Source organism: Kribbella sp. NBC_01245, from assembly GCF_036226525.1.
GTDB lineage: Bacteria > Actinomycetota > Actinomycetes > Propionibacteriales > Kribbellaceae > Kribbella.
Map to the genome: position 1 here is coordinate 8,505,607 of NZ_CP108487.1, position 22,007 is coordinate 8,527,613.

At 67.9% G+C, this 22,007-nt stretch carries 23 protein-coding genes; 17 read left to right on the forward strand and 6 right to left on the reverse strand.

The genetic code is table 11. From position 1 onward, the window contains the following. Positions 1 to 5: 5 nt before the first annotated feature. Positions 6 to 473, reverse strand: coding sequence for a DUF3515 domain-containing protein (locus OG394_RS39160; RefSeq protein WP_328992419.1), 468 nt, complete (start codon positions 471 to 473; stop codon positions 6 to 8). A 2-nt stretch (positions 474 to 475) separates the two neighbouring features. Continuing rightward, positions 476 to 712, reverse strand: a complete 237-nt coding sequence (locus OG394_RS39165) for an Lrp/AsnC family transcriptional regulator (RefSeq protein ID WP_433023411.1) — start codon at positions 710 to 712, stop codon at positions 476 to 478. A 188-nt stretch (positions 713 to 900) separates the two neighbouring features. Here OG394_RS39165 and OG394_RS39170 point away from each other — a divergent pair, with 188 nt between their 5' ends. From OG394_RS39170 to OG394_RS39180, 3 genes are read left to right on the forward strand one after another with little or no spacing between them, the layout of a single operon-like run. After that, on the forward strand, positions 901 to 1,869 hold the full coding sequence (locus tag OG394_RS39170) for a thiamine-phosphate kinase (RefSeq protein WP_442914321.1): 969 nt from the start codon (positions 901 to 903) through the stop codon (positions 1,867 to 1,869). A 1-nt stretch (position 1,870) separates the two neighbouring features. Continuing rightward, a complete protein-coding gene (gene thiD / locus OG394_RS39175) occupies positions 1,871 to 2,671 on the forward strand; it encodes a bifunctional hydroxymethylpyrimidine kinase/phosphomethylpyrimidine kinase (RefSeq protein ID WP_328992421.1) in 801 nt (266 codons plus the stop codon). Beyond that, on the forward strand, positions 2,668 to 3,288 hold the full coding sequence (locus OG394_RS39180; protein ID WP_328992422.1) for a DinB family protein: 621 nt from the start codon (positions 2,668 to 2,670) through the stop codon (positions 3,286 to 3,288). Before thiD ends, OG394_RS39180 begins: the two co-directional genes overlap by 4 nt. Here OG394_RS39180 and OG394_RS39185 read toward each other — a convergent pair. Beyond that, positions 3,253 to 3,867, reverse strand: a complete 615-nt coding sequence (locus OG394_RS39185) for an HAD family hydrolase (RefSeq protein WP_328992423.1) — start codon at positions 3,865 to 3,867, stop codon at positions 3,253 to 3,255. The genes OG394_RS39180 and OG394_RS39185 overlap by 36 nt on opposite strands. Before the next feature lie 134 nt (positions 3,868 to 4,001). On the opposite strand from OG394_RS39185, the gene OG394_RS39190 reads away from it, so the two are divergent. From OG394_RS39190 to OG394_RS39205, 4 genes are read left to right on the forward strand one after another with little or no spacing between them, the layout of a single operon-like run. Continuing rightward, positions 4,002 to 5,276, forward strand: coding sequence for an ABC transporter substrate-binding protein (locus OG394_RS39190; RefSeq protein ID WP_328992424.1), 1,275 nt, complete (start codon positions 4,002 to 4,004; stop codon positions 5,274 to 5,276). A gap of 1 nt (position 5,277) precedes the next feature. Continuing rightward, positions 5,278 to 6,210 (forward strand): carbohydrate ABC transporter permease, encoded by a 933-nt coding sequence (locus OG394_RS39195; protein WP_328992425.1) that lies wholly within the window; start codon positions 5,278 to 5,280, stop codon positions 6,208 to 6,210. Beyond that, positions 6,210 to 7,046, forward strand: coding sequence for a carbohydrate ABC transporter permease (locus OG394_RS39200; RefSeq protein ID WP_328992427.1), 837 nt, complete (start codon positions 6,210 to 6,212; stop codon positions 7,044 to 7,046). Before OG394_RS39195 ends, OG394_RS39200 begins: the two co-directional genes overlap by 1 nt. 13 nt (positions 7,047 to 7,059) lie before the next feature. Next, positions 7,060 to 9,045, forward strand: coding sequence for an aldo/keto reductase (locus tag OG394_RS39205; protein ID WP_328992428.1), 1,986 nt, complete (start codon positions 7,060 to 7,062; stop codon positions 9,043 to 9,045). Here OG394_RS39205 and OG394_RS39210 read toward each other — a convergent pair. Beyond that, entirely contained in the window at positions 9,038 to 9,619 is a 582-nt protein-coding gene (locus OG394_RS39210; protein WP_328992429.1) for a DinB family protein, read from the reverse strand. The genes OG394_RS39205 and OG394_RS39210 overlap by 8 nt on opposite strands. 70 nt (positions 9,620 to 9,689) lie before the next feature. Then, complete coding sequence (gene rpmB / locus OG394_RS39215) at positions 9,690 to 9,875, reverse strand: 50S ribosomal protein L28 (RefSeq protein WP_328992431.1); 186 nt, start codon at positions 9,873 to 9,875, stop codon at positions 9,690 to 9,692. Positions 9,876 to 10,006: 131 nt separating this feature from the next. Between rpmB and OG394_RS39220 the strand changes: the two genes are divergently transcribed. From OG394_RS39220 to smc, 10 genes are all read left to right on the forward strand, one after another. After that, positions 10,007 to 11,602, forward strand: coding sequence for a DAK2 domain-containing protein (locus OG394_RS39220; protein WP_328992432.1), 1,596 nt, complete (start codon positions 10,007 to 10,009; stop codon positions 11,600 to 11,602). Continuing rightward, positions 11,603 to 13,834, forward strand: a complete 2,232-nt coding sequence (gene recG / locus OG394_RS39225; protein ID WP_328992433.1) for an ATP-dependent DNA helicase RecG — start codon at positions 11,603 to 11,605, stop codon at positions 13,832 to 13,834. Next, complete coding sequence (gene rsmD / locus OG394_RS39230) at positions 13,831 to 14,400, forward strand: 16S rRNA (guanine(966)-N(2))-methyltransferase RsmD (RefSeq protein ID WP_328992434.1); 570 nt, start codon at positions 13,831 to 13,833, stop codon at positions 14,398 to 14,400. Before recG ends, rsmD begins: the two co-directional genes overlap by 4 nt. Beyond that, positions 14,401 to 14,880 carry a pantetheine-phosphate adenylyltransferase gene (gene coaD / locus OG394_RS39235; RefSeq protein WP_328992435.1) on the forward strand — a complete coding sequence of 160 codons (480 nt, stop codon included), beginning with the start codon at positions 14,401 to 14,403 and terminating at the stop codon, positions 14,878 to 14,880. It begins immediately after the preceding gene. A gap of 18 nt (positions 14,881 to 14,898) precedes the next feature. Next, positions 14,899 to 15,546, forward strand: coding sequence for a YceD family protein (locus OG394_RS39240; protein ID WP_442914261.1), 648 nt, complete (start codon positions 14,899 to 14,901; stop codon positions 15,544 to 15,546). A gap of 2 nt (positions 15,547 to 15,548) precedes the next feature. Further along, complete coding sequence (gene rpmF / locus OG394_RS39245; RefSeq protein ID WP_328992436.1) at positions 15,549 to 15,740, forward strand: 50S ribosomal protein L32; 192 nt, start codon at positions 15,549 to 15,551, stop codon at positions 15,738 to 15,740. A gap of 10 nt (positions 15,741 to 15,750) precedes the next feature. Then, entirely contained in the window at positions 15,751 to 16,488 is a 738-nt protein-coding gene (gene rnc, locus OG394_RS39250) for a ribonuclease III (protein ID WP_328992438.1), read from the forward strand. A 1-nt stretch (position 16,489) separates the two neighbouring features. Further along, positions 16,490 to 17,344 carry a bifunctional DNA-formamidopyrimidine glycosylase/DNA-(apurinic or apyrimidinic site) lyase gene (mutM, locus tag OG394_RS39255; RefSeq protein WP_328992439.1) on the forward strand — a complete coding sequence of 285 codons (855 nt, stop codon included), beginning with the start codon at positions 16,490 to 16,492 and terminating at the stop codon, positions 17,342 to 17,344. 161 nt (positions 17,345 to 17,505) lie between these two features. Beyond that, positions 17,506 to 17,706, forward strand: coding sequence for a hypothetical protein (locus OG394_RS39260; RefSeq protein ID WP_328992440.1), 201 nt, complete (start codon positions 17,506 to 17,508; stop codon positions 17,704 to 17,706). Between the two features lie 171 nt (positions 17,707 to 17,877). Next, complete coding sequence (gene smc, locus OG394_RS39265) at positions 17,878 to 21,435, forward strand: chromosome segregation protein SMC (RefSeq protein WP_328992441.1); 3,558 nt, start codon at positions 17,878 to 17,880, stop codon at positions 21,433 to 21,435. Here smc and OG394_RS39270 read toward each other — a convergent pair whose 3' ends face one another. After that, a complete protein-coding gene (locus tag OG394_RS39270) occupies positions 21,436 to 21,912 on the reverse strand; it encodes a universal stress protein (protein ID WP_328992443.1) in 477 nt (158 codons plus the stop codon). Positions 21,913 to 22,007: the final 95 nt, after the last annotated feature.

Sequence of the window (22,007 nt, forward strand, 5' to 3'; positions counted from 1 at the left end):
GCGGGCTAGGTGCAGGGGGTGATGACAGGGTTGTGGGTCTTGATGGGGTCGGCGACGTCGGTGAGGACGTTGGCTTCGGGGGAGTAGGCGTTGGGGACGGCCATTTCGAGATAGAGCTTGCGGCCGATGGTGGTGAAGATGACGCCGTTGGGGGCCTCTTGGGCGAACCAGCCGACGCCGTTGACTTCGAAGCACTGGGAGGCGGCTTCGGTCATGCCGACGGGTGGGGAGACGCCGCAGGTGAGCTCGATCGGGGGATCGCCGTACGCCGTGGTCAGCGGGCTGACGGGGTCGGTCTTGCGGCGTTCGCCCTCGGTGATGCGGTCGGGCAGGGCGCTGATCAGCGCGGCGCAGGCGGTCGCGACCTCGGGCGCGGGCGACGGGACGGCGATGCCGACCGGCCCTGGACTGCACGCGGCCGCGCCGAGGAGGAGCGGCAGCGACAGGCCCAGGGCCGGTAGCGAACGGCGCACCGTCAGATGTGCACTACCGGGCAGGTCAGCGTGCGGGTGATACCGGGAACGTTCTGGACCCGGGCCACCACCAGCTTGCCGAGTTCGTCGACGTTGCGGGCCTCGGCTCGCACGATCACGTCGTACGGACCGGTGACGTCCTCGGCCAGGGTCACGCCCTGTACCTCGGCGATCTGCTGCGCCACGTCGGCCGCCTTGCCGACCTCGGTCTGGATCAGGATGTAGGCCTGGACCACCACGTCGTTCTCCACTCAGTCGTCCTCAGCGGGGCCCCTGGCACCGCTCAGCCCACCGCTCAGAACTGCCTGACGGTACTGCCGATGCCCGAGGCGTACTCTTCGTTGCGCGATCACGCTACCTCGTGGACCCGGTCGCCGGAAGTTTGCCCGGCCCGGCGGACTAGAGTGCCTGGCTGGCGATCGGAGGGCTGAACGTGAACGAGACCGTGGGCGGCATCGGCGAATTCGGGCTGATCGAGGCCGTCACGAAGGGCTATCGCCAGGGCGCGGAAGTGCTGGTGGGGCCTGGTGATGACGCTGCCGTGGTGGCGGTTCCGGACGGCCGGATGGTGATCACCACCGACCTCCTGATCGAGGGGCGGCACTTCCGGCAGGACTGGTCGTCGGCGTACGACGTGGGGCGTAAGGCCGCCGCGCAGAACCTGTCCGATATCGCGGCGATGGGTGCGCGGCCGACGTCGCTTGTGGTGGGACTGGGGATGCCCTCGGACCTGTCGAGCGAGTGGGTGACGGAACTGGCCCGCGGATTGCAAGACGAGGGCGAGGCGCTCGAGGTCAGCGTGGTGGGCGGCGACATGGTGCAGTCCGACAAGGTCGTCGTCTCGGTGACCGCTTTCGGGACGCTCGATGGGCGCGAGCCCGTGCTGCGGTCCGGCGCGCGTCCGGGCGATGAGGTGGCGCTGGCCGGACGGCTGGGGTGGGCCGAGGCCGGGTACGCCGTACTGACGAGGGGGTTTCGGTCACCTCGGGCCGTTGTGGAGGCGCATCGGAGGCCGTTACCGCCTTATGAGCAAGGGCCGATCGCGGCGATGGCGGGGGCCTCGTCGATGTGCGATGTGAGTGATGGGTTGTTGTCCGACCTGGGGCATATCGCGACGGCCAGTCAGGTTGTGATCGACGTACGGTCGGCGGCGCTGGCTATCCCCGAGCCACTGCAAGCGGTCGCGGCGGCCACCGGGTTGGAGGCCCTCTCGTTCGTGTTGACCGGGGGCGACGACAACGCGCTGGTGGCGACTTTCGAGCCGGCGGACGTGCCCATCGGCTGGACCGTGATCGGGACGGTTGCCGAGGGCAATGACAACCAGCCGCCGGGTACCGTGACAGTGGACGGTGAGGCGTATGAGGGTGCCACCGGCCACGCACATTTCAGGAGCTGACATGACACCACGTCGCGTATTGACCGTGGCAGGGTCCGACTCCGGCGGCGGTGCCGGGATCCAGGCCGACCTCAAGGCGATGCTGGCCACCGGCGTGCACGGGATGAGCGTCATCACCGCCATCACCGCCCAGAACAGCATCGGGGTGCAGGGCGCGTGGGAGTTGCCGGCCGACCAGGTGCGGGCGCAGTTCCGCAGTGTGGTGGACGACATCGGCGTCGACGCGGTCAAAACCGGCATGCTGGCCTCGGCCGCGATGGTCCGGGTCGTTGCCGAACTGTTGCGAAGCCTGCCCGAGAACACCCCGGTCATCGTCGACCCGGTATCGGTCTCGAAGCACGGCGACGCCTTGCTGGCCGCTGACGCGATGGAGGCATTGCGCGAGGAGATCGTGCCCCTGGCCACCGTGTTGACCCCGAATCTCACCGAGCTCGGCCCGGTGGCGGGTATGGAGATCAACGGCCTGGATGACCGGGAGCTGGCGGCCAAGCGGCTGCTGGAAGCCGGTGCCACTTGGGTGCTGGTCAAGGGTGGGCACGACGCGGGGGATACGTCGGTCGACGTGCTGCATGGCGACGGCTTTCGGGAAGAGTTCAGTGCGCCGCGTGCCGATAACCGGCATACCCATGGCACGGGTTGTACGTTGGCGAGTTCGATCGCGTCGTACGTCGCGCAGGGGCAGAGCGTGCCCGAGGCGGTGGCGAGCGCGAAGCAGTACATCAGTGGGGCCGTGCATGCCGGTTTCCCGCTCGGTGCCGGGATCGGCCCGGTGGATCACGCGTGGCGATGGAGGGGTTTGTGAAACGGCAGCCGCCGGTCGAGGGTGTCTGTGGGGAGTGCGGGTTCGACTACGACGCGGGCCAGTTGCACCCGGTGGTGACGACGCTGGTGCGTCAGGCCGCCGAGGCCGGGATGAAGCTCACGTCGGCGGCGGCGGATCCGGGGCCCGAGTTCGTCCGCCTCAGGCCCGAGCCGGAGGTGTGGTCCGCCATCGAGTACGCGTGCCACGTGCGCGACGTACTGGAAGTGCAGCGGAAGCGGATCGCCCAGGCGTTGGTGGAGTACCGCCCGACCTGGGCGCCGATGGACCGCAAGGGTCGGGTCAGCCAGGAGAAGTATGAGCTGCAGGATCCGAACCAGGTAGCGGTGGCGATCATCCGCTTCGCGCAGGAGTTCGGCGCGGCGGCGAAGGCGCTGACGCCCGAGCAGCAGCAGATCCGCGGGCTCTACAACTACCCGGTGGTGATGCCGCGCACGCTCGACTGGGTCATCCGCCACACCGCTCACGAGATCCAGCACCACAAGCACGACATCGTCACCGTGCTCGCCCGCGTCACCCCGCCGCCGAAGCCCAAACCCGAGCCTCAGCCAGAAGCTTTGAAGTCAGAGGAGCCCGTAGCCACGCAGGAGATCGCGTAGCACCGGAACACCCAGCTCCAGGTCGAAGTGCTCCGCGTGGATGCCGATCGACTCGGCTCCCGCGACGTTGTCGAAGTTGTCGTCGATGAAGAGTACGGCGTCCGCGGGCCGGCCGATCGCGTCCAAAATGCGGCGAAAGTACTCCGGATCGGGCTTCGAGACGCCCAGATCGCACGAGTAGAAGGTCTGGTCGAACCAGTCGCCGTAGTGCCGCTCCTCGTGCATGATCATCCGCCGGAACGACTGCTGGTTCGTCGCCAGATGGCAGCCGACGCCGCCCGCGCGAAGCTCCTGGATGATCTCGATCACCTCCGGCACGGACTCGAAGTGGCGCCACAGCTCGAGCACCTCGGACACCTCGGCCGTGCTGTTCGAGCGGGCCAGCACCTCGGCGATGGCGTCGGCGAAATCGCCCTTGCCCATGATCGACGGCAGCTCGGACGCCATCAGCTCGAGAATGAAGTCGTCGGGGTTCTGCCCGGGGCCCGCGAAGGTGGCCAGGGCGGCCCGCCAGTCAACGGTCGGACGTTGCAGGACACCATCGGCGTCGAAGAGGACGGCGGCAGGGGGAGTCGGCATACGACCATCCAACCAGACCGAAATCGGTCGGCGCCGGGGGCTTGACCGGTTCAGTAGGAATGCGCTTACCTAGACCAGGTCGAACATTTGTTACCGCCAACAAACACGATCCGACAGGTGGGTGGCGTTGCGTCATGACCTTGTCCCGTAGAGGTTTTCTAGGCCTGAGTGCCGCTGCAGCAGCGGCCGGCCTGACCGGATGTGGCTCCCGAAGTTCGCTCGGCGCGACCGACGAGCTGACCATGTGGACCTGGACCGGCTCGGTGAACGACGGCCTGATCGAGCAGGCGTCCAAGGCCATTCAAGGCTCGGACAAACGCCTGCTGATGACCAGGATCGGCAGCGACTACAAGACCAAGGTGCTGACCTCGCTGGCCGGTAAGTCCCTGGTCCCGGACATCGTCGCGATGAACGACGACGTCGCGACGTACTTCCCGAATGCGGACCAGTTCATCGACCTGCATACGCTCGGCGCCGACGACCTGAAGAGCCAGTACCTCGAGTGGAAGTGGAAGCTCGGCATCACCCCGGAGAACCGGATGATGGCCTTCCCGATGGACACAGGTCCTACCGCGCTCTTCTACCGGCGCGACAAGTTCGAGAAGGCCAATCTCCCCACCGAGCCGCTAGACGTGGCCGAGGCGGCGTCTGACTGGGATAGCTACATAGAGCTCGGTAAGAAGCTCAAGAAGGCTGTGCCGGGTTCTGTCCTCACGGACAACATCGCCAGCGCCTACCGCTACGGCCTCTCCCAACAGCGGCAGCGGTACATGACGCCCGACGGCCAGTACATCGGCAACGGCGACCACATCCGCCAGGTTTGGGACACCTCCTGTCGCGTCATCAAGGAAGGCCTCTCGGCGAACGCTCAGGAGGACACGACCGACGTGGACGCCGTCGTCAACAACGGCAGGCTCGCCGCGTTCATCGGTGCCGTGTGGTGGGCCCAGCTCGGTCCCAAGAACGCCGCGCCGGAGACCAAGGGCAACTGGCGGGTCTGCGCGACACCCGGTGGTGCCGGCAACCGTGGCGGCTCATTCCTCGCGATCACCAAGTACTGCAAGGACCCGGAGGCCGCGTTCGCCTTCATCAGCTGGCTGGAGAGCGCGAAGAACCAGGCGCAGGCGTTCCTCGATCCCTCGCTCTTCCCGTCCACCCCGGCGACGTACGAGGATCCGTTGCTCAACGAGCCCGACCCGTTCTTCGGCGGCCAGCGCATCGTGGACGTCTTCGGCGAATCCGCGAAGGCCTATCCCGGCACTTACTTCAGCCCGTACGACTCCATCATCGGCACGCCGCTCGTGGCGGAGCTGGTGAACGTGGAGGTCGGCAGCAAGACGCCGGACCAGGCCTGGCGCGACGGCCAGGCGCGGGTCGAACGCGAACTCACCCGAGTGGGGGCGATCTGATATGGCCGTCGAAGCCCTGCCGGCGACAGCTGTCAGCACCACGCCGGACCATGAACCTCAAGGCCGCTTCAAGAAGTTCCTGCCCCAGTACGTCGCGATCTCGCCGTTCTTCGTGTTGTTCGCGATCTTCGGCGCGTTCCCGGTGTTGTTCTCGATCTACATCTCGTTCCACTCATGGAACGGCATCGGCGAGATGAAGTGGGTCGGCCTCGAGCAGTACACCTACCTCTTCACCGATCCCCAGTTCTGGGCCGCGATCGGCAACACCCTCATCATCTGGGTGCTCTCGACCGTGCCGATGCTCTTCCTGGCTCTGGTGATCGCGAACGCCCTGCACAACACCGTGCGGTTCCGCGGCTTCTACCGGGTGGCGTACTTCATCCCGAACATCACCTCGGTGGTAGCCGTGACGATGGTCTTCGGCTCTATCTTCAGCAATAACTTCGGCCTGCTGAACGCCTTCCTGCAATCCGTAGGCCTCAACAAGATCGAGTGGCTGAGTCAGCCTTGGGGTATCCAGGTCGCCATCGCGTCGATCGTCACCTGGCGCTGGGTCGGCTACAACGCGATCATCTTCCTAGCGGGCCTTCAGGCGATCTCTGCCGACGTATACGAGGCCGCCAAGGTCGACGGCGCTTCAAGCGTGCAGACGTTCTTCCGGATCACCGTGCCGATGTTGCGCCCGGTCATCCTCTTCACGGCTATCACGTCGACTATTGGCGGCCTGCAGATCTTCACCGAGTCGCAAGTCCTACTGGGCGATACCGGCGGCCCAGGCGGCGCAGGTACAACGATCGTCACCTACCTCTACAAGAGCGCGTTCGTGGACAACCAGTTCGGGTACGGCGCTGCCGTCGGCTGGGCGTTGTTCGTCCTGATCGCGTTGTTCTCGATCATCAACTGGCGACTCGTCGGTGGACGGGAGAAGAGCTGATGACCCCCGAAAACACAGCAAGGACCCGGACGATCATCGGCCACGTGCTGCTGATGGCGGGAGTCGCGATCTCGATCTTCCCGTTCTACTGGATGGTCGTGATGGCCTCGAATACGACGGCCGATATCTTCGCCTATCCGCCAAGGCTGGTGATCGGCTCGCACCTGTTCGAGAACATGGGCCGCGTCCTCGACAACATCGACTTCTTCGGCGCGATGATGATCACGTTGATCGCCTCGACCGGTGTCACCGTGCTGGTGTTGTTCTTCGACTCGCTGGCCGCCTTCGCCTTCGCCAAGTACGAGTTCCCCGGCCGCAATCTGCTGTTCGGAATCCTGCTGGCCACGTTCATGATCCCGTCGCAGCTGGCGCTGGTGCCGTCGTTCGTGACGCTGGCGGAGTTCGGCTGGATCGGCTCGCTGAAGGCCCTCATCATCCCCGGCGCAGCCAACGCGTTCGGCATCTTCTGGATGCGCCAGTACGCACGCGGCGCCATCCCGGACGAGCTCATCCACGCGGCTCAGGTCGATGGCGCGGGCTTCTTCCGCCAGTACTGGACCGTGGGCCTGCCGATCCTGCGGCCGGGTCTTGCGTTCCTGGGTATCTTCACGTTCATCAGTGTCTGGAACGACTATCTCTGGCCGCTGATCGTGATGACCGACCCGAATCGGATCACCCTGCAGGTGGCCCTGCAACAACTCAATGGCATTTACAGCACCGACTACAGCATGGTGATGGCAGGCGCGCTGATGAGCGTCATCCCGTTGATCGGTGTGTTCATCATCGGCGGCCGGCACTTCATTGCCGACCTGGCCGCCGGTGCCATGAAGTTCTGAGGAGATCTCACCTGTGACAGATGCAAAACTGCGCTGGGGCGTACTCGGCACCGGCAATATCGCGGCCCGTTTCGCGAGCCAGGTCCCGCATTCGAAGACGGGCCAGGTCGTGGCGGTCGCGAGCCGACAGGCCGACAAGGCCGAGGCTTTCGGTGCCGAACACAACATCCCGCACCGGCACGCGTCGTACGACGAGTTGCTCGCCAACGACGAGGTGGACGCGGTCTACATCGCGACACCCCATCCGGCCCACGTCGAGTGGGCGATCAAGACGGCCGAGGCGGGCAAGCACGTGCTCTGCGAGAAGCCGCTCGGGATCAACCAGGCCTTGGGCGCCGCGATGATCGAGGCGGCCCGCCGGAACGACGTCTTCCTGATGGAGGCGTACATGTACCGGTGCCTGCCGCAGACCAAGGTCATCACCGACCTGATCCGCGACGGCGCGATCGGCAAGGTGCACCAGATCCAGGCCACGTTCGGCTTCGCGACCACCTTCCGGGCCGATGGCCGGCTCTTCGCCGACGACCTCGCGGGTGGCGGCATCCTCGACGTCGGCGGTTACCCCGTCTCGATGGCGCGGCTGATCGCGGGCACGGCGATCGGGCAGCCGTACGACAATCCGACCGGTGTGAGCGCCGTCGGTCACGTAGGCGAGACCGGTGCCGACGAGTGGGCCGTGGCCACACTGACCTTCGCGAGCGGGATCTCGGCACAGGTCTCGACGGGCATCCGGCTCGCGGATGAGAACCGGGTCCGCGTGCTCGGCAGCGAGGGCTATCTGGTCATCGAGGACCCGTGGTTCGGCGGCGACGGGAAGCCCACGCATGTGACGGTCCACCGGATCGGCGAGGACGCCCGCGACGTTGCGGCGGAGCCCGCGTTCATCTACGCGGCGGAGGCTGACGCGGTCGCTGCCGCGATCGACCAGCGGCAGGCGCCCGAGATGAGCTGGAACGACACCCTCGGCAATCTCGCCGTCCAGGACGCCTGGCGCGCCGCGATCGGCCAGCAGTACGCGAGCGAGCGCGATGACGCGGCCATCCCGACCGCGACCGGCCGTCCGCTGGCCCGACGGGATGACCACACCATGACGTACGGCGAGGTGCCGGGTCTGGCCAAACCCGCGTCCCGGCTCGTGATGGGCGTGGACAATCAGCAGACGCTGCCGCATGCCGCGATGGTCTTCGACGACTTCGTGGAGCGCGGCGGCACCACCTTCGACACGGCGTACATCTATGGCGGCGGTCGGGGCGAGAAGCTGCTCGGCCAATGGCTCAAGACCCGGGGCAATCGGGATGACGTGGTCGTCATCGGCAAGGGCGCGCACACGCCGCACTGCGATCCGGAGTCCATCACCAGGCAGCTGAACGAAAGCCTCGAGCGATTGCAGACCGACCACGTCGACATCTACCTGATGCACCGGGACAACGAGGACATTCCGGTGGGGGAGTTCGTCGACGTCCTGGACGAGCATCGCGCGGCCGGGCGCATCACGGCGTACGGCGGCTCGAACTGGTCGACGGCCCGGTTCGACGAGGCCAACGCGTACGCCGCGGCCAACGGCAAGAACCCGTTCACCGTGCTGAGCAATCACCTCAGCCTCGCTCGCGCGTACGACGTACCGTGGGCGGGTTGCCGGCATGTGAGTGATCCCGAGTCGCAGGCGTGGCTCCGGGAGCGGCAGATCGCGCTCTTCCCCTGGTCGAGCCAGGCCCGCGGCTTCTTCACCGGGCGGGCGAAGCCGGAGGACCGGTCGGACGAGGAGCTGGTGCGCTGCTTCTACTCCGACGACAACTTCGAGCGCCTCGAGCGTGCCCGGGAGCTCGCCCAAGCCAAGGGTGTCGAGCCGACGGCCATCGCGCTGGCGTGGTTGCTGCACCAGGAGTACCCGGTGTTCGCGTTGATCGGGCCGCGGCAGATCAGCGAGACGCGGACGTCGATGCCCGGGCTGTCCGTCCAGCTGACCCCCGAAGAGGTCAGCTGGCTGGATCTCACTTAAAGGACTCGGCGACGTCCTGCAGTTTGGCTCGGTAGGACGTCCAGTACGACTCGTCGCCCGGCGGCATGTTGGGGGCATCGACCCGCATGCCGACGGTGCCGTCGATCAGTTCGCGGAGGATGTCGGCGTGGCCGGCGTGCCGCTGCAGGTCGGCCGTCGTGTGCACGATGATCTGGTGCAGCACGACCTGGCCGCGCTCGGGGCCCCACCACGGCACGAAGCCCGGAGCGTCGAGCGGGAGGTCGTTGATGGTCGCGTCGGCGTGCGCCCAGACGCGCTTGTAAAGGTCGACCATGAACTCGCGGGACTCGTCGGCGGTCGCCCACATGTCGCTGTTGTTCTCGGCGTCCTCTTCGGTCCACGGCACGTGCTCGGGGTACGGCCGGTCGAAGGTGAAGGCGAAGTAGCCGATCTCCACGCCGATGGCGTGCTTGACCAGGCCCAGCAGGTTGGTGCCGGTCGGGGTGAGCGGGCGGCGGATGTCGTACTCGGAGAGACCTTCGAGCTTCCAGAGCAGGGCGTCCCGGGAGCGCTGGAGATAGGTCTGCAGGGCTTCCTTCTCGGTCATCGGCATGAGGCACACCCTAAACACGAAAAAGCCCGTCTGGTCCGGGGACCTGACGGGCTCAGTCGGAAGTACTACGTCAGCGCGTGACCTTACCGGCCTTGAGGCAGGAGGTGCACACGTTCAGGCGCTTCGGGGTTCGCCCGATCAGCACGCGGACGCGCTGGATGTTCGGGTTGAAGCGCCGCTTGGTGCGACGGTGCGAGTGGGACACGTTGTGTCCGAACTCGGGGCGCTTGTCGCAGACGTCACAAACGGCAGCCACCGGAACTCCTCAGGAAGATGAATCAGAATCAATAAGTACAGGCGCCACCACAGCACAGGTTCGCTGGGCAACCGGACAAGACTAACCGATGTGTAACTTGCAACGCCAATCAGGGCGGATAACCTTCGCGAGTGGCCGACGACCAGGTGACTCAGGTGCTGACGAGCGACGTGCTGCGGCGCTGGGCGCGGGCGGCCCTGACCGCGCTCGCCGAGGCGCGCGCCGAGATCGACGAACTGAACGTCTTCCCGGTGCCCGACGGCGACACCGGGACCAACATCTACCTCACCTGGCAGGCCGCCTGCGAGGCGCTGCCCGAGGGTGACCTGAGCTTCGCCGAGGTGGTGAGCGCCTTCGGCCGCGGCGCCCTGCTCGGTGCGCGCGGTAATTCCGGCGTGATCACGTCCCAGCTCATCCGGGCCGGCGGGATCCGGCTCGCCCAGGTCGAGCGCCCCGGGCCCGCGGATCTCGCCGACGCGATGGTCCAGGCGGCCGATGCGGCGTACAACGCGGTGGCCAAGCCGGTCGAGGGGACGATGCTGACCGTGGCGCGAGCCGCCGCCAACGCTGCCGCCGAGGCGTCCGCGGGGACCCTCGCGGACGTGTGTCTGGCGGCGGTCAGGGCGGGACGGGAGGCGCTGGCGAAGACCACCGGGCAGCTGGAGGCGTTGCGCAGGGCGGGCGTGGTTGATGCGGGTGGCGCGGGGCTGGTGGTGATCCTCGGCGCGATGGAGATGGTGGTGACCGGGCGGGCGCCGCGGCCCGGGACCGGCGTGCCGGCGCGGGTGCCGCCACCGGTCGAGGAGGCGCATGAGCTCGACCCGGACGGCCCGGCGTACGAGGTCATGTACCTGCTGGACACCACCGACGACGAGGTGGCGGACTTCCGGCGACGGCTCGACGGGCTGGGCGACTCGGTCGTGGTGGTCGGTGGCGACGGCCTGTGGAACGTGCACGTGCACACCGATGACGTGGGTGCGGCGATCGAGGCCGGGATCGGGATCGGGCGGCCGTACCGGATCCGGGTGACCCACTTCGCCGATCAGGGGCCGAAGGCGCCGAAGACTGGGCGGGCCGTCATTGCCGTCGCCGCGGGCGAGGGTCTGGCCGCGTTGTTCGAGGACGCGGGCGCGATCGTGGTGACGGGTGGACCCGGGCGGCGGTGTTCGACCGGCGAACTGCTGGCCGCGATCGACCGTTCGCACGCGCCCGAGGTGGTGCTGCTGCCGAACGACAACGACTCGATCGGGGTGGCCGAGGCCGCCGCGATGGCAGCCCGGCAGAACGGCGTACGCGTGGCCGTGATCCCGACGCGCGCCCAGGTCCAGGGGCTCGCCGCCATCGCCGTACATGACGCTCATCGCAGTTTCGACGACGACGTGGTGCAGCTGTCGGCCGCTGCCGGGCAGACCCGGCATGGCGCGGTCACGATCGCGGTCAAGGACGCCTGGACGATGGCCGGGACCTGCCGGATCGGGGACGCGCTCGGGGTGGTCGACGGCGATTTCGCGCTGATCACCGATGACCTGATCTCGGCCGCGACGGGCGTCGTGGACCGGCTGCTGGGCGGTGGTGGTGAGCTGATGACCGTGGTCCGCGGGGAGGGCGCGACGACCGAATTGGTCGACGCGCTGGTGCGGCACGTGCGGCGGAGTCGCCGGGATGTCGATGTCGTGGTGTACGACGGAGGGCAGCAGAGGTACCCGTTGCTGATCGGGGTGGAGTAGGTGAAGAAGAACGACCTGGACCGCAAGTTGCGGGACTTCGTCGGCGCGCGCACGGCCAAGACCTTCGAAGAGGTGCTCGGCATCGAGACCGTCGGCGAGCTCTTGCGGCATTACCCGCGGCGCTATCTGAAGAAGGGCGAGCTGACGCCGTTCGACGAGCTGGAGGTCGGTGACCAGGCCACGGTGCAGGGCCGGGTCAAGAAGGTGACGCTGCGACTGCTCGACACCAAGCAGGAGGTGTCCGTCACCGACGGCTGGCAGTACAAGCGGCGCAAGACGCTGACCAAGGTCGTCGTGACCGACGGGAAGCACGACATCGAGCTGGCGTTCTTCAACCAGCCCTGGCTCGGGTCCAAGCTGGCGCCGGGCACGTCCGCGCTGTTCTGGGGCGAGGTGACGATGTTCCGCACCACCATGCAGCTGAAGAGCCCCGGCTCGGAGGTGCTGGAGGACGACGACCTCAGCCAGGACGAGATCGAGCGCCGTGCCAAGCCGTACCGCCCGCTCTATCCGGCCACGTCCAAGCTCAACACCGCCACGATCGAGCGAACCATCAAGATCGTGCTGGACACGATCGAGGAGATCGACGACCCGATCCCTCCCGCGGTCCGGCTGAAGCACCGGCTACTCGACCTGCGCGAGGCGTTGCGACTCATCCACCTGCCGGCCGCTCCGGCGGACTGGGAGAAGGCCCAGGGCCGGTTGCGGTTCGAGGAGGCGCTGGTCCTCCAGACGATCCTGGCCCAGCGCCGTGCGGTCGCGGACGCTTTGAAGGCGGTCCCTCGGGAGCGTCAGCAGGACGGGCTGCTGGACGCGTTCGACGATCGGTTGCCGTTCACGCTGACCAGCGGCCAGACGGAGGTCTGCCACGAGGTCTTCGCGGATATGGCCCGGCCGCATCCGATGCACCGGCTGCTCCAGGGCGAGGTCGGTTCGGGTAAGACCGTGGTCGCCTTGCGGGCGATGCTCGCGGTGGTGGACGCCGGTGGTCAGGCGGTGCTGCTGGCGCCGACCGAGGTGCTCGCGACCCAGCACCACAAGACCCTGACGAAGATGCTCGGCGAGCTCGCGGAGCAGGGCATGCTCGGTGGTGCCGACAAGGCGACCCGGGTCGGCCTGCTGACCGGATCACTCGGCGCGGCGGCCCGTCGTACGGCGATGCTGGACGCGGCGAGCGGTGCCGCGGGCATCGTCGTCGGCACCCACGCGCTGCTCGAGGACAAGGTCCAGTTCGCGGATCTCGGCCTGGTCGTGGTGGACGAGCAGCACCGGTTCGGCGTCGAGCAGCGGGCCGCCCTCAGCCAGAAGTCGGGCGACGCGACCCCGCACGTGCTGGTGATGACCGCGACCCCCATCCCGCGGACCGTCGCGATGACCGTTTTCGGCGATCTGAGCGTGTCGACGCTGACCGAGTTGCCGGCCGGGCGATCGCCGATCTCGAGCTCGGTGGTGCCGGCCCGGGAGAAACCGGCCTGGCTCGATCGCGCCTGGGAGCGAGTCCGCGAGGAGGTGGACAAGGGCCATCAGGCGTACGTCGTCTGCCCCCGGATCGGCGATGACGTCAAAGGTGCTTCGGACGAGGAAGGCGAGTACGCGGACGGCTCCGAAGACGGCAAACCGAGGCCCGCGATCTCCGTGCTGGAGGTGGCGGACACGCTTGCCGAGGTCCTCGCAGGGCTCCGGGTGGAAGTGCTCCACGGGCGATTGCCGGCTGACGTGAAGGATGCCGTGATGACGCGCTTCGCGGCCGGCGAGATCGACGTACTGGTCGCCACCACGGTGATCGAGGTAGGCGTGGACGTGCCGAACGCGTCGACGATGGTCGTGATGGACGCTGATCGCTTCGGCATCTCCCAGCTCCACCAGCTGCGCGGCCGCGTTGGCCGGGGCAAGGTGCCCGGGTTGTGCCTGCTGGTCACCGACGCGCATCCGGCCTCGCTGTCGCGGGAGCGGCTGGCCGCGGTGGCCTCGACCACGGACGGCTTCGCGCTGTCGCGGATCGACCTCGAGCACCGGCGCGAGGGCGACGTGCTGGGGGTGGCCCAGTCCGGGAAACGGTCGAGCCTCAAGCTGTTGAGCGTGCTGGAACACGAAGACGTCATCATCGCCGCGCGGGAGATGGCCCACGAACTGGTCGCGGACGACCCGGACCTGAGCCGTCATCCGGGTCTGCGCACGATCGTGGCGAGCGCGCTGCAGTCCGACCAGACCGAGTACTTGGAGAAGACGTGACCCGGATCGTCGGCGGACAGGCCGGTGGGCGGCGCCTCGCCGTACCGGCTGGTCAGGGCACCAGGCCGACCGGCGATCGGGCTCGCGAGGCACTGTTCTCGTCGCTCGACTCGACGTTCGGCGGGCTGGACGGATTGGCTTTCATCGACCTGTACGCCGGCTCCGGGGCGATCGGGTTGGAGGCGCTGTCGCGAGGCGCCTCACGGGTCCTCCTGGTCGAGTCCGACCGGAAGGCCGCCGACGTCGTCTCGTCGAACGTGCGGGCCCTTGGGCTGCCTGGCGCGAGCGTCGTGGTCAAGCCTGTCGAGCGCGTCGTCGCTGGGAAGAACGCGGGGGAGCCGTACGACGTGGTGTTCGCGGATCCGCCGTACGCGCTGGACACCGAGGTGCTGCAGAAGGTCGTGCTGGATCTCGGTGAGCACGGGTGGCTCGCGGAGGACGCGGTGCTGGTGATCGAGCGGGGGAAGCGGGAGCCCTGGGAGTGGCCTGCCGGCTTTGAGGCCCTGCGCGATCGGAAGTACGGCGAGGCGCGGCTTTGGTACGGTCAACGCGAGCAGGAGGTCTGAGTGAGCCGAGCGGTGTTCCCCGGGACTTTCGATCCGCCGACCAACGGGCATCTGGACATCATCGCCCGGGCCGCGGCCGCGTTCGACGAGCTGATCGTGGCGGCCGGCGTCAATCCGGCCAAGAAGCGGCTGTTCAGCGATGACGAGCGGGTCGAGATGCTGCGCGAGATCGCCGCGCCCTTCCCGAACGTGCGAATCGCGACCTTCAGCGGCCTGGTGGTCGACTTCTGCCGGACCGAAGAGGCGGGCGTGATCGTCAAGGGTCTGCGGTCCGGTGGCGACTTCGACTACGAGATCCCGATGGCCCAGATGAACCGGCGGATGACCGGGGTGGACACGCTCTTCCTGCCCACCTCACCCGAGCACGGCTTCATCTCGTCGAGCCTGGTGAAGGACATCGCTACGCTCGGTGGCGACTACGCCTCGTTCGTGCCGGCCACGGTGGCGGCCCGATTGGGCGAGATCGCGGGTTATTGCTAGAGTTGGTCCTCGGTCTCAATGAGGCTGAGATTTTGCCTGCCCCTGGCGAGAGAGGACACCCTGAGCGTCTTGGATCCAAAGTCACCACTCGTGCTCGATACGCATGAGTTGAGCAGACGTGCTGGATCCCAACGTGAGGTGTCCTTTGTCGCTGCGGCGCCGGCTGATCTCGGCATCGACGTGATCGGTGTTCCCGAAGGTGACCCCATCCAGTTCGATCTTCGGCTGGAAGCGGTTGTCGAGGGAGTGCTCGTCACCGGGTCGGCCGTTGGCCGCCTGGTGGGGGAGTGCGCACGGTGCCTGACCGAAATCGAGGACGAGTTCCTCGCCGACGTTCAGGAGCTGTACGTCTATCCCGAGAGCGAAGCCGAGCCCGACGAGGCCAGCCGGATGGAGGGCGATCTGATCGACCTCGAGCCGGCGTTGAGGGACCAGGTGGTGCTCGCACTGCCGTTCCAGCCGTTGTGCACGGACGACTGTCCGGGACTGTGCCCCGAGTGTGGGGCGCGCCTGGCGGACGAACCGGAACATCGGCATGAGGATGGCGTCGATCCCCGCTGGTCGGCTCTGGCCGGCCTGGTACCGCAGCAGCATGAGCAAGACCAAGACAACAGTGTCAGCCAGCCGGCCGGGTCGCGAGACCACGGCCGAACCGAGGAGTCATAACCGTGGCCGTTCCGAAGCGGAAGATGTCGCGCAGCAACACCCGAAGCCGCCGGGCTCAGTGGAAGGCCACTGCCGTGCAGCTCGTCACCTGCGTGAACCCCGCCTGCCGCTCGAAGCACCTGCCGCACACGGTCTGCCCTTCCTGTGGCCAGTACGGCCCGAAGGCGGAGCGTCGCCAGGTCGTCGAGATCTGATACTGCGATCTTGAACTCTGCCAACGAGACGGGGCTCTACGCCGAGCTGAACCAGCGGCTCGGCGTATCGCTGGCTGACCAATTGCTGGAGCACGCCTTCACCCATCGCTCATTCGCGTATGAGAACGGCGGGCTGCCGACCAACGAGCGCCTGGAGTTCCTGGGTGACTCGGTGCTCGGCGTGATCGTGACGGAGTCCTTGTTCCGTACCCATCCGGACCTCTCCGAGGGACGCCTCGCCAAGCTGCGCGCCGCTGTGGTCAACATGCGCGCACTGGCCGGCGTCGCCCGGGAGTTGAACCTGGGCAAGTACCTGCGCCTGGGTCGCGGCGAAGAGGCTACCGGTGGGCGGGACAAGTCGTCCATCCTGGCCGACTGCGTGGAAGCGCTGATCGGTGCCGTGTACCTGGACCGTGGCTTCGAGGTCGCGGGCCGGGTCGTGCACACGTTGTTCGACGACCTGATGGCCTCTTCCGCCCGGCTTGGTGCCGGACTGGACTGGAAGACCAGCCTGCAGGAGCTCGTCGCGCAGCTCGGTGTCGGGATCCCGGAGTATGTGATCTCCGAGTCCGGCCCGGACCATGCCAAGACGTTCGAGGCGCGGGTGCGGATCGGTTCCGACACCTACGGCCACGGCATCGGCAAGAGCAAGAAGGAAGCCGAGCAGCAGGCCGCCGAGACCGCGTGGAAGGCCCTTCGGGCAGCCCACCCGGAAAGCGGCGACCTCGACGGGCAAGCAGCCGGCTGACGTGCCGGAGCTGCCCGAGGTCGAGGTCGTCCGGCGCGGACTGGAGGAATTCACCACCGGCCGGACGATCAGTTCGGTCGAGGTGCTGCATCCCCGGCCGTTGCGCCGGCATCTCGCCGGACCGGCTGACTTTTCCGATCGCCTCGCGGGCCAGAAGTTCCTGGCACCCGCGAGGCGCGGGAAGTACCTCTGGCTGCCGTTGGCGTCCGGCGACGCCGTACTGACCCATCTCGGCATGAGCGGGCAGTTCCGGGTCCAGCCGGTTGGTGCAGACGACGAGAAGCACCTGCGGGTGCGGATCCGCTTCGAGGACGATGGCGGTGAGGTCCGGTTCGTGGACCAGCGCATGTTCGGCGGATTGTCGTACAGCGAGGGTGGCGCCGAATTACCCGCTGAGATCGCGCATATCGCTCGCGATCCATTCGATCCTCTGTTCGATCCCGAACTGTTCGTGACCGGTATGCGTAAGCGCCGTACCGGACTGAAACGGGCGTTGCTGGATCAGGCCCTGATCAGTGGGGTCGGCAATATTTACGCGGATGAGGCATTATGGCGCGCCAAAATGCACTACGCGCGTGCTACAGCTTCCTTGAAGCCCGTGCAAATACGGGAGATTCTGCGCCATGCCCATGAGGTGATGGCCGCCGCGCTCGACGTCGGCGGGACCAGCTTCGATGCCCTGTATGTCAACGTGAATGGGGAATCCGGCTATTTCGAACGCGGCCTCGCCGTGTACGGCCAGGAGGGTTCTCCCTGTCAGCGTTGCGGCCGGCCGATCCGGCGCGAGGCGTTCATGAATCGCTCATCCTTCCGATGCCCGAAATGCCAGCCCGCACCCCGTAACGCACGGTGGTAACCGTCGGTTAACTCTCCGGGTGTGCAAAGTGTTCGGCAACTCACCCGACGGCAGGTTGACCGGCCGCCAAGGCGGTGTCACCCTGAAAGACGGCACCCATTCCCGCACCCGGACCGATCAGGCCGGGCGCCCTTGCCAGACCCCTTCCGGAGGACAGCACAATGGCCAAGGCTCTTTTAGGGCATCTTGGAGGCACTGACCCGCGCATGCTGGAGCAGGTTCGTCTGCTCAACCGGCGTGTCGCCGACCTGGAAGCGCACGTGATGCGACTTCAGGCAGAGAACGATCATCTGGTCGCGGCGGTGCACGATGGCCGTCTCCTGACCGTCGACGAGGCTCTGCAGACTCCTGCCTCGGTCTGACGACCAGGCGGTCTCAGTAACGCCGTCCGTTTGGCCGGCGGAGGTCCTGTTCGGGCCTCCGCCGTTTGACGCACCTTCCCCAACCCCGCCCGGGTACCGGATCTCGGTGCCCTCGGTCGGTATTGTCTGTTCTCTACACGGGTTGGGAGCTCCGCTTTGTATCTGAAGAGCATGACGCTCCGCGGATTCAAGTCCTTCGCCTCGGCGACGACTATGCATTTCGAACCGGGGATCACCTGCATCGTCGGTCCGAACGGGTCCGGCAAGTCGAACGTCGTCGACGGTCTCGCCTGGGTGATGGGCGAGCAGGGCGCGAAGTCGCTGCGCGGCGGCAAAATGGAAGACGTCATCTTCGCCGGTACGTCGGGGCGCGCGCCGCTCGGCCGGGCCGAGGTCGCGCTGACGATCGACAACAGTGACGGCGCGCTGCCGATCGACTTCTCCGAGGTGACCATCTCGCGGACGATGTTCCGCAACGGTGGCTCGGAGTACCAGATCAACGGGCAGAACTGCCGGCTGCTCGACATCCAGGAGCTGCTCAGCGACTCCGGTATCGGCCGCGAGATGCACGTCATCGTCGGCCAGGGCCAGCTCGACTCGATCCTGCGCGCCACTCCCGAGGGCCGCCGCGGCTTCGTCGAGGAGGCCGCCGGGGTGCTCAAGCACCGCAAGCGCAAGGAAAAGGCCATCCGCAAGCTGGAGGCCACCGAGACCAACCTGCACCGCCTCGGCGACCTGATCACCGAGATCCGCCGCCAGCTGAAGCCGCTGGGCCGCCAGGCCGAGGTGGCCCGCCGGGCCGTCACGATCCAGGCCGAGGTGCGCGACGGCCGGTCCCGGCTGCTCGCCGACGACATCGTCCAGGCCCAGTCCGCGCTTGAGGCCGAGCTGAAGGACGAGGCCGCCCAGACCGAGCGCCGCGCCACCATCGAGGCCGCGCTGCGGGAGGCCCGGGAGATGGAGGCCACCCTCGAGGACGCGCTCAGCACTGACGCGCCCGCGCTGCAGGCCGCCCAGGACACCTGGTACCAGCTGTCCGGATTCGGCGAGCGGATCAAGGGCACCGCCCGGATCGCCGCCGACCGGATCCGCACCCTGAACGAAGGGGCCGAGGAGGCCCGCAGCGGCCGCGACCCCGAAGAGCTCGAGCTGGAAGCGGCCCGCGTTCGCGAGACCGAGGCCGTGATCGAGGCCGAGGTCGAGGCGCACGAGGAGGCGCTGGCCGAGGCGGTCGAGCGCCGCCAGACGCTGGAAGGCCAGCACGCCGAAGAGGAACGCCGGATCGCCTCGCTGATCCGCGCCGCGGCCGATCGCCGCGAGGGGCTGGCCCGGTTGACCGGCCAGGTGAACGCGCTGAAGTCCCGCGCGGCCGCCGCCGAGTCCGAGATCGGCCGGCTGGAGACCAACCGTCACGAGGCCGAGGCCCGGGCCGCGAAGGCGCAGCACGACTTCACCGCCCTGGAGACCCAGGTCGCCGGGCTGGACGCGGGGGAGCAGGGGCTCGACGCCGAGTTCGAAGGCGCCCAGGCCGTGCTGGACGACCTGGAGGAGCGCCTCACCAAGCTCCGCGCCGAGGAGCGGGACGCCGAGCGGGAACGAACCGGTCTGGCCGCCCGCAAGGAAGCCCTCGAAATCGGCCTCAACCGCAAGGATGGGGCCGGCGCCCTGCTGGCCGCCTCCGAGCAGGTCACCGGGTTGATGGGCACGGTCGCCGCACTGCTGTCGGTTCGCCCGGGCTTCGAGACGGCCGTCGCGGCAGCGCTGGGCGAGGCGGCGGATGCTCTCGCCGTCCACTCGACCGACGCCGCCGTGCACGCTGTCGGCCACCTCAAGGAGCACGACCTCGGCCGGGCAGGCCTGCTGCTCGGCGATGCCCCGGCGGACGACGGTCCCACTTGGCCGCAATTGCCGTACGGCGTTCACTACGCGGTCGACGTCATCGACTGCCCGGACAACCTCCGGCCCGCGCTCCGCCGCGTGCTGCGCAAGGTGGCCGTCGTCGAGGACGTGCCCGCCGCGCTCGCCTTGGTGCGGGCCCTGCCGGACATCACCGCGACGACGCGCGCGGGCGACGTGCTCGGCGCACACTTCGCGTACGGCGGCTCCGACGCGGCCCCGAGCCTGATCGAGGTCCAGTCCGCGGTGGACGAGGCCTCGCAGAAGCTGGTCGAGGCCACCGCCCGCAGCGAGCGCCTTCGCTTCGAGCTGGCGGCGCTGGAGCAAGAGCGCGAGTCGCAGAAGCAGACCGTCGACATCACCCTGGCCCGGCTGCATGAGTCGGACGCCGCGATGGCCGCCGTCGCCGAGCAGCTCGCGCACTTCGGCTCGCTGGCGAAGGCGTCCAAGGGCGAGGCCAACCGGATGGCCGAGGCGATCGCAGCGGCCGCGGCCGAGCGCGATCGCAATCTCGCGGGGCTGGCCGACCTGGAGAACCGGCTCAACGAGGCCGAGGAATTCTCCGACGAGGATGGCGACGAGCCCGACACGGACGCCCGTGACCGGCTCGCCGAGGCGGCCAAGCAGGGCCGTGCCGCCGAGATGGAGGCCCGCCTGCAGCTGCGTACGACCGAGGAGCGCGCGCGTGCTCTGGCCGGGCGCGCCGACTCGCTGGAGAAGGCCGCCCGCCAGGAGCGCGAGGCCCGCGCCCGTGCGATCGCTCGCGCGGCGCGACGCGCTCGCCAGGCAGAGGCCGCGCAGGCCGTACATCTTGCTGCCGGGCACGTGCTGGCCCGGCTGGAGCACTCGCTGCAACTGGCCGCCACCGAGCGCGCCGCGATCCAGTCCGAGCGGGCTGGGCGTGAGCAGCAGTTGGCGCAGGCCCGGTCGCAGTCGCGTTCGCTCGCGTCGGACCTCGAGCAGCTGACGAACACGGTTCACCGGGATGCGTTGGCCCGGGCCGAGCAGAAGATGCGGCTCGAGCAGCTGTACGAGAAGGCGTTGACCGAGCTCGGCACCGAGGTGGACGTGCTGGTCGCGGAGTACGGGCCGGACCAGCTGGTTCCGCCGCTGCCTTCGCCGGACGCCGATCCGTCGCAGCCCGGTTTGGAGCTCGAGGGCGAGCCGTTCGACCGCGCCAAGGTGGCCAAGCGGCTGAAGTCGGCCGAGCGCGCGCTGAACCAGCTCGGGCGGATCAACCCGCTCGCGCTGGAGGAGTTCGACGCGATGGAGGAGCGGCACCGCTTCCTGTCCGAGCAGCTCGACGACATCAAGAAGTCCCGTCGCGACCTGATGGACATCGTCAAGGAGGTCGACGAACGCGTCGAGCAGGTCTTCACCGAGGCCTATCGAGACGTCGAGGTCGCCTTCGAGCACGTTTTCAGCCGGCTGTTCCCGGGTGGTGAGGGCCGCCTGGTCCTGACCGACCCGAGCGACATGCTCACGACCGGCATTGACGTGGAAGCCCGCCCGCCGGGCAAGAAGGTCAAGCGCCTCTCGCTGCTCTCCGGTGGCGAGCGCTCACTGGTCGCGGTGGCCTTCCTGGTCGCGCTGTTCAAGGCCCGCCCGTCGCCGTTCTACATCCTCGACGAGGTCGAAGCGGCACTCGACGACACCAACCTGGGCCGGCTGCTGCAGATCTACGAAGAGCTGCGCGAAACCAGCCAGCTCCTGGTCATCACCCACCAGAAGCGCACGATGGAGGTGGGCGACGCCCTGTACGGCGTCTCCATGCGCGGCGACGGCGTCTCCGCCGTCATCAGCCAACGCCTTCGCGAGCACGAACCCGCGTAGCTATCTCGGAGGGGTGTCGTCGATCGTCGGCGGCACCGGGACGAGTACGACCGGGCAGCGGGCGTGGTGCGCGACGCGCAGGGCGACCGAGCCCACGATCGCGCCGGCCAGTCCGCCGCGGCCGCTGTTGCCGACGACCAGCAGATCCGCGCGCAACGCGTGTTCGAGCAGGATCGCGGCGGGCTCTCCTCGTCGGAGGTGCGTGTCCACTTGTACGCCGGACGCGTCGGTTCCTGACGGCGCCGCCTCGGCGAGCCAAGCACGTGCCTCGTCCTCGAAGTCCTGGTCCGAAACCGGCTCCATCGCGCCGGCGCCGAACTGCAGCGGCTGATGCCAAACCGCGACGGCCTGCACCTCCGCGCCGGCCTGCTGGGCGTACCCGATCGCCCAGTGCAGCGCAGCCCGGGACTGGGCAGAGCCGTCGATCCCGACAACCACCACCCGGCGTGTTCCAGGCGTGGTCCTTTGGTCGTTCATTCCATCCGGGTACCCGCAGAGTCCCCGCCGCAATCGAGGTTGTAGTTGAACCGGGGCGGCAGGAGCGACGTGTGGTGGGTGTTGAAGGGTCGCCG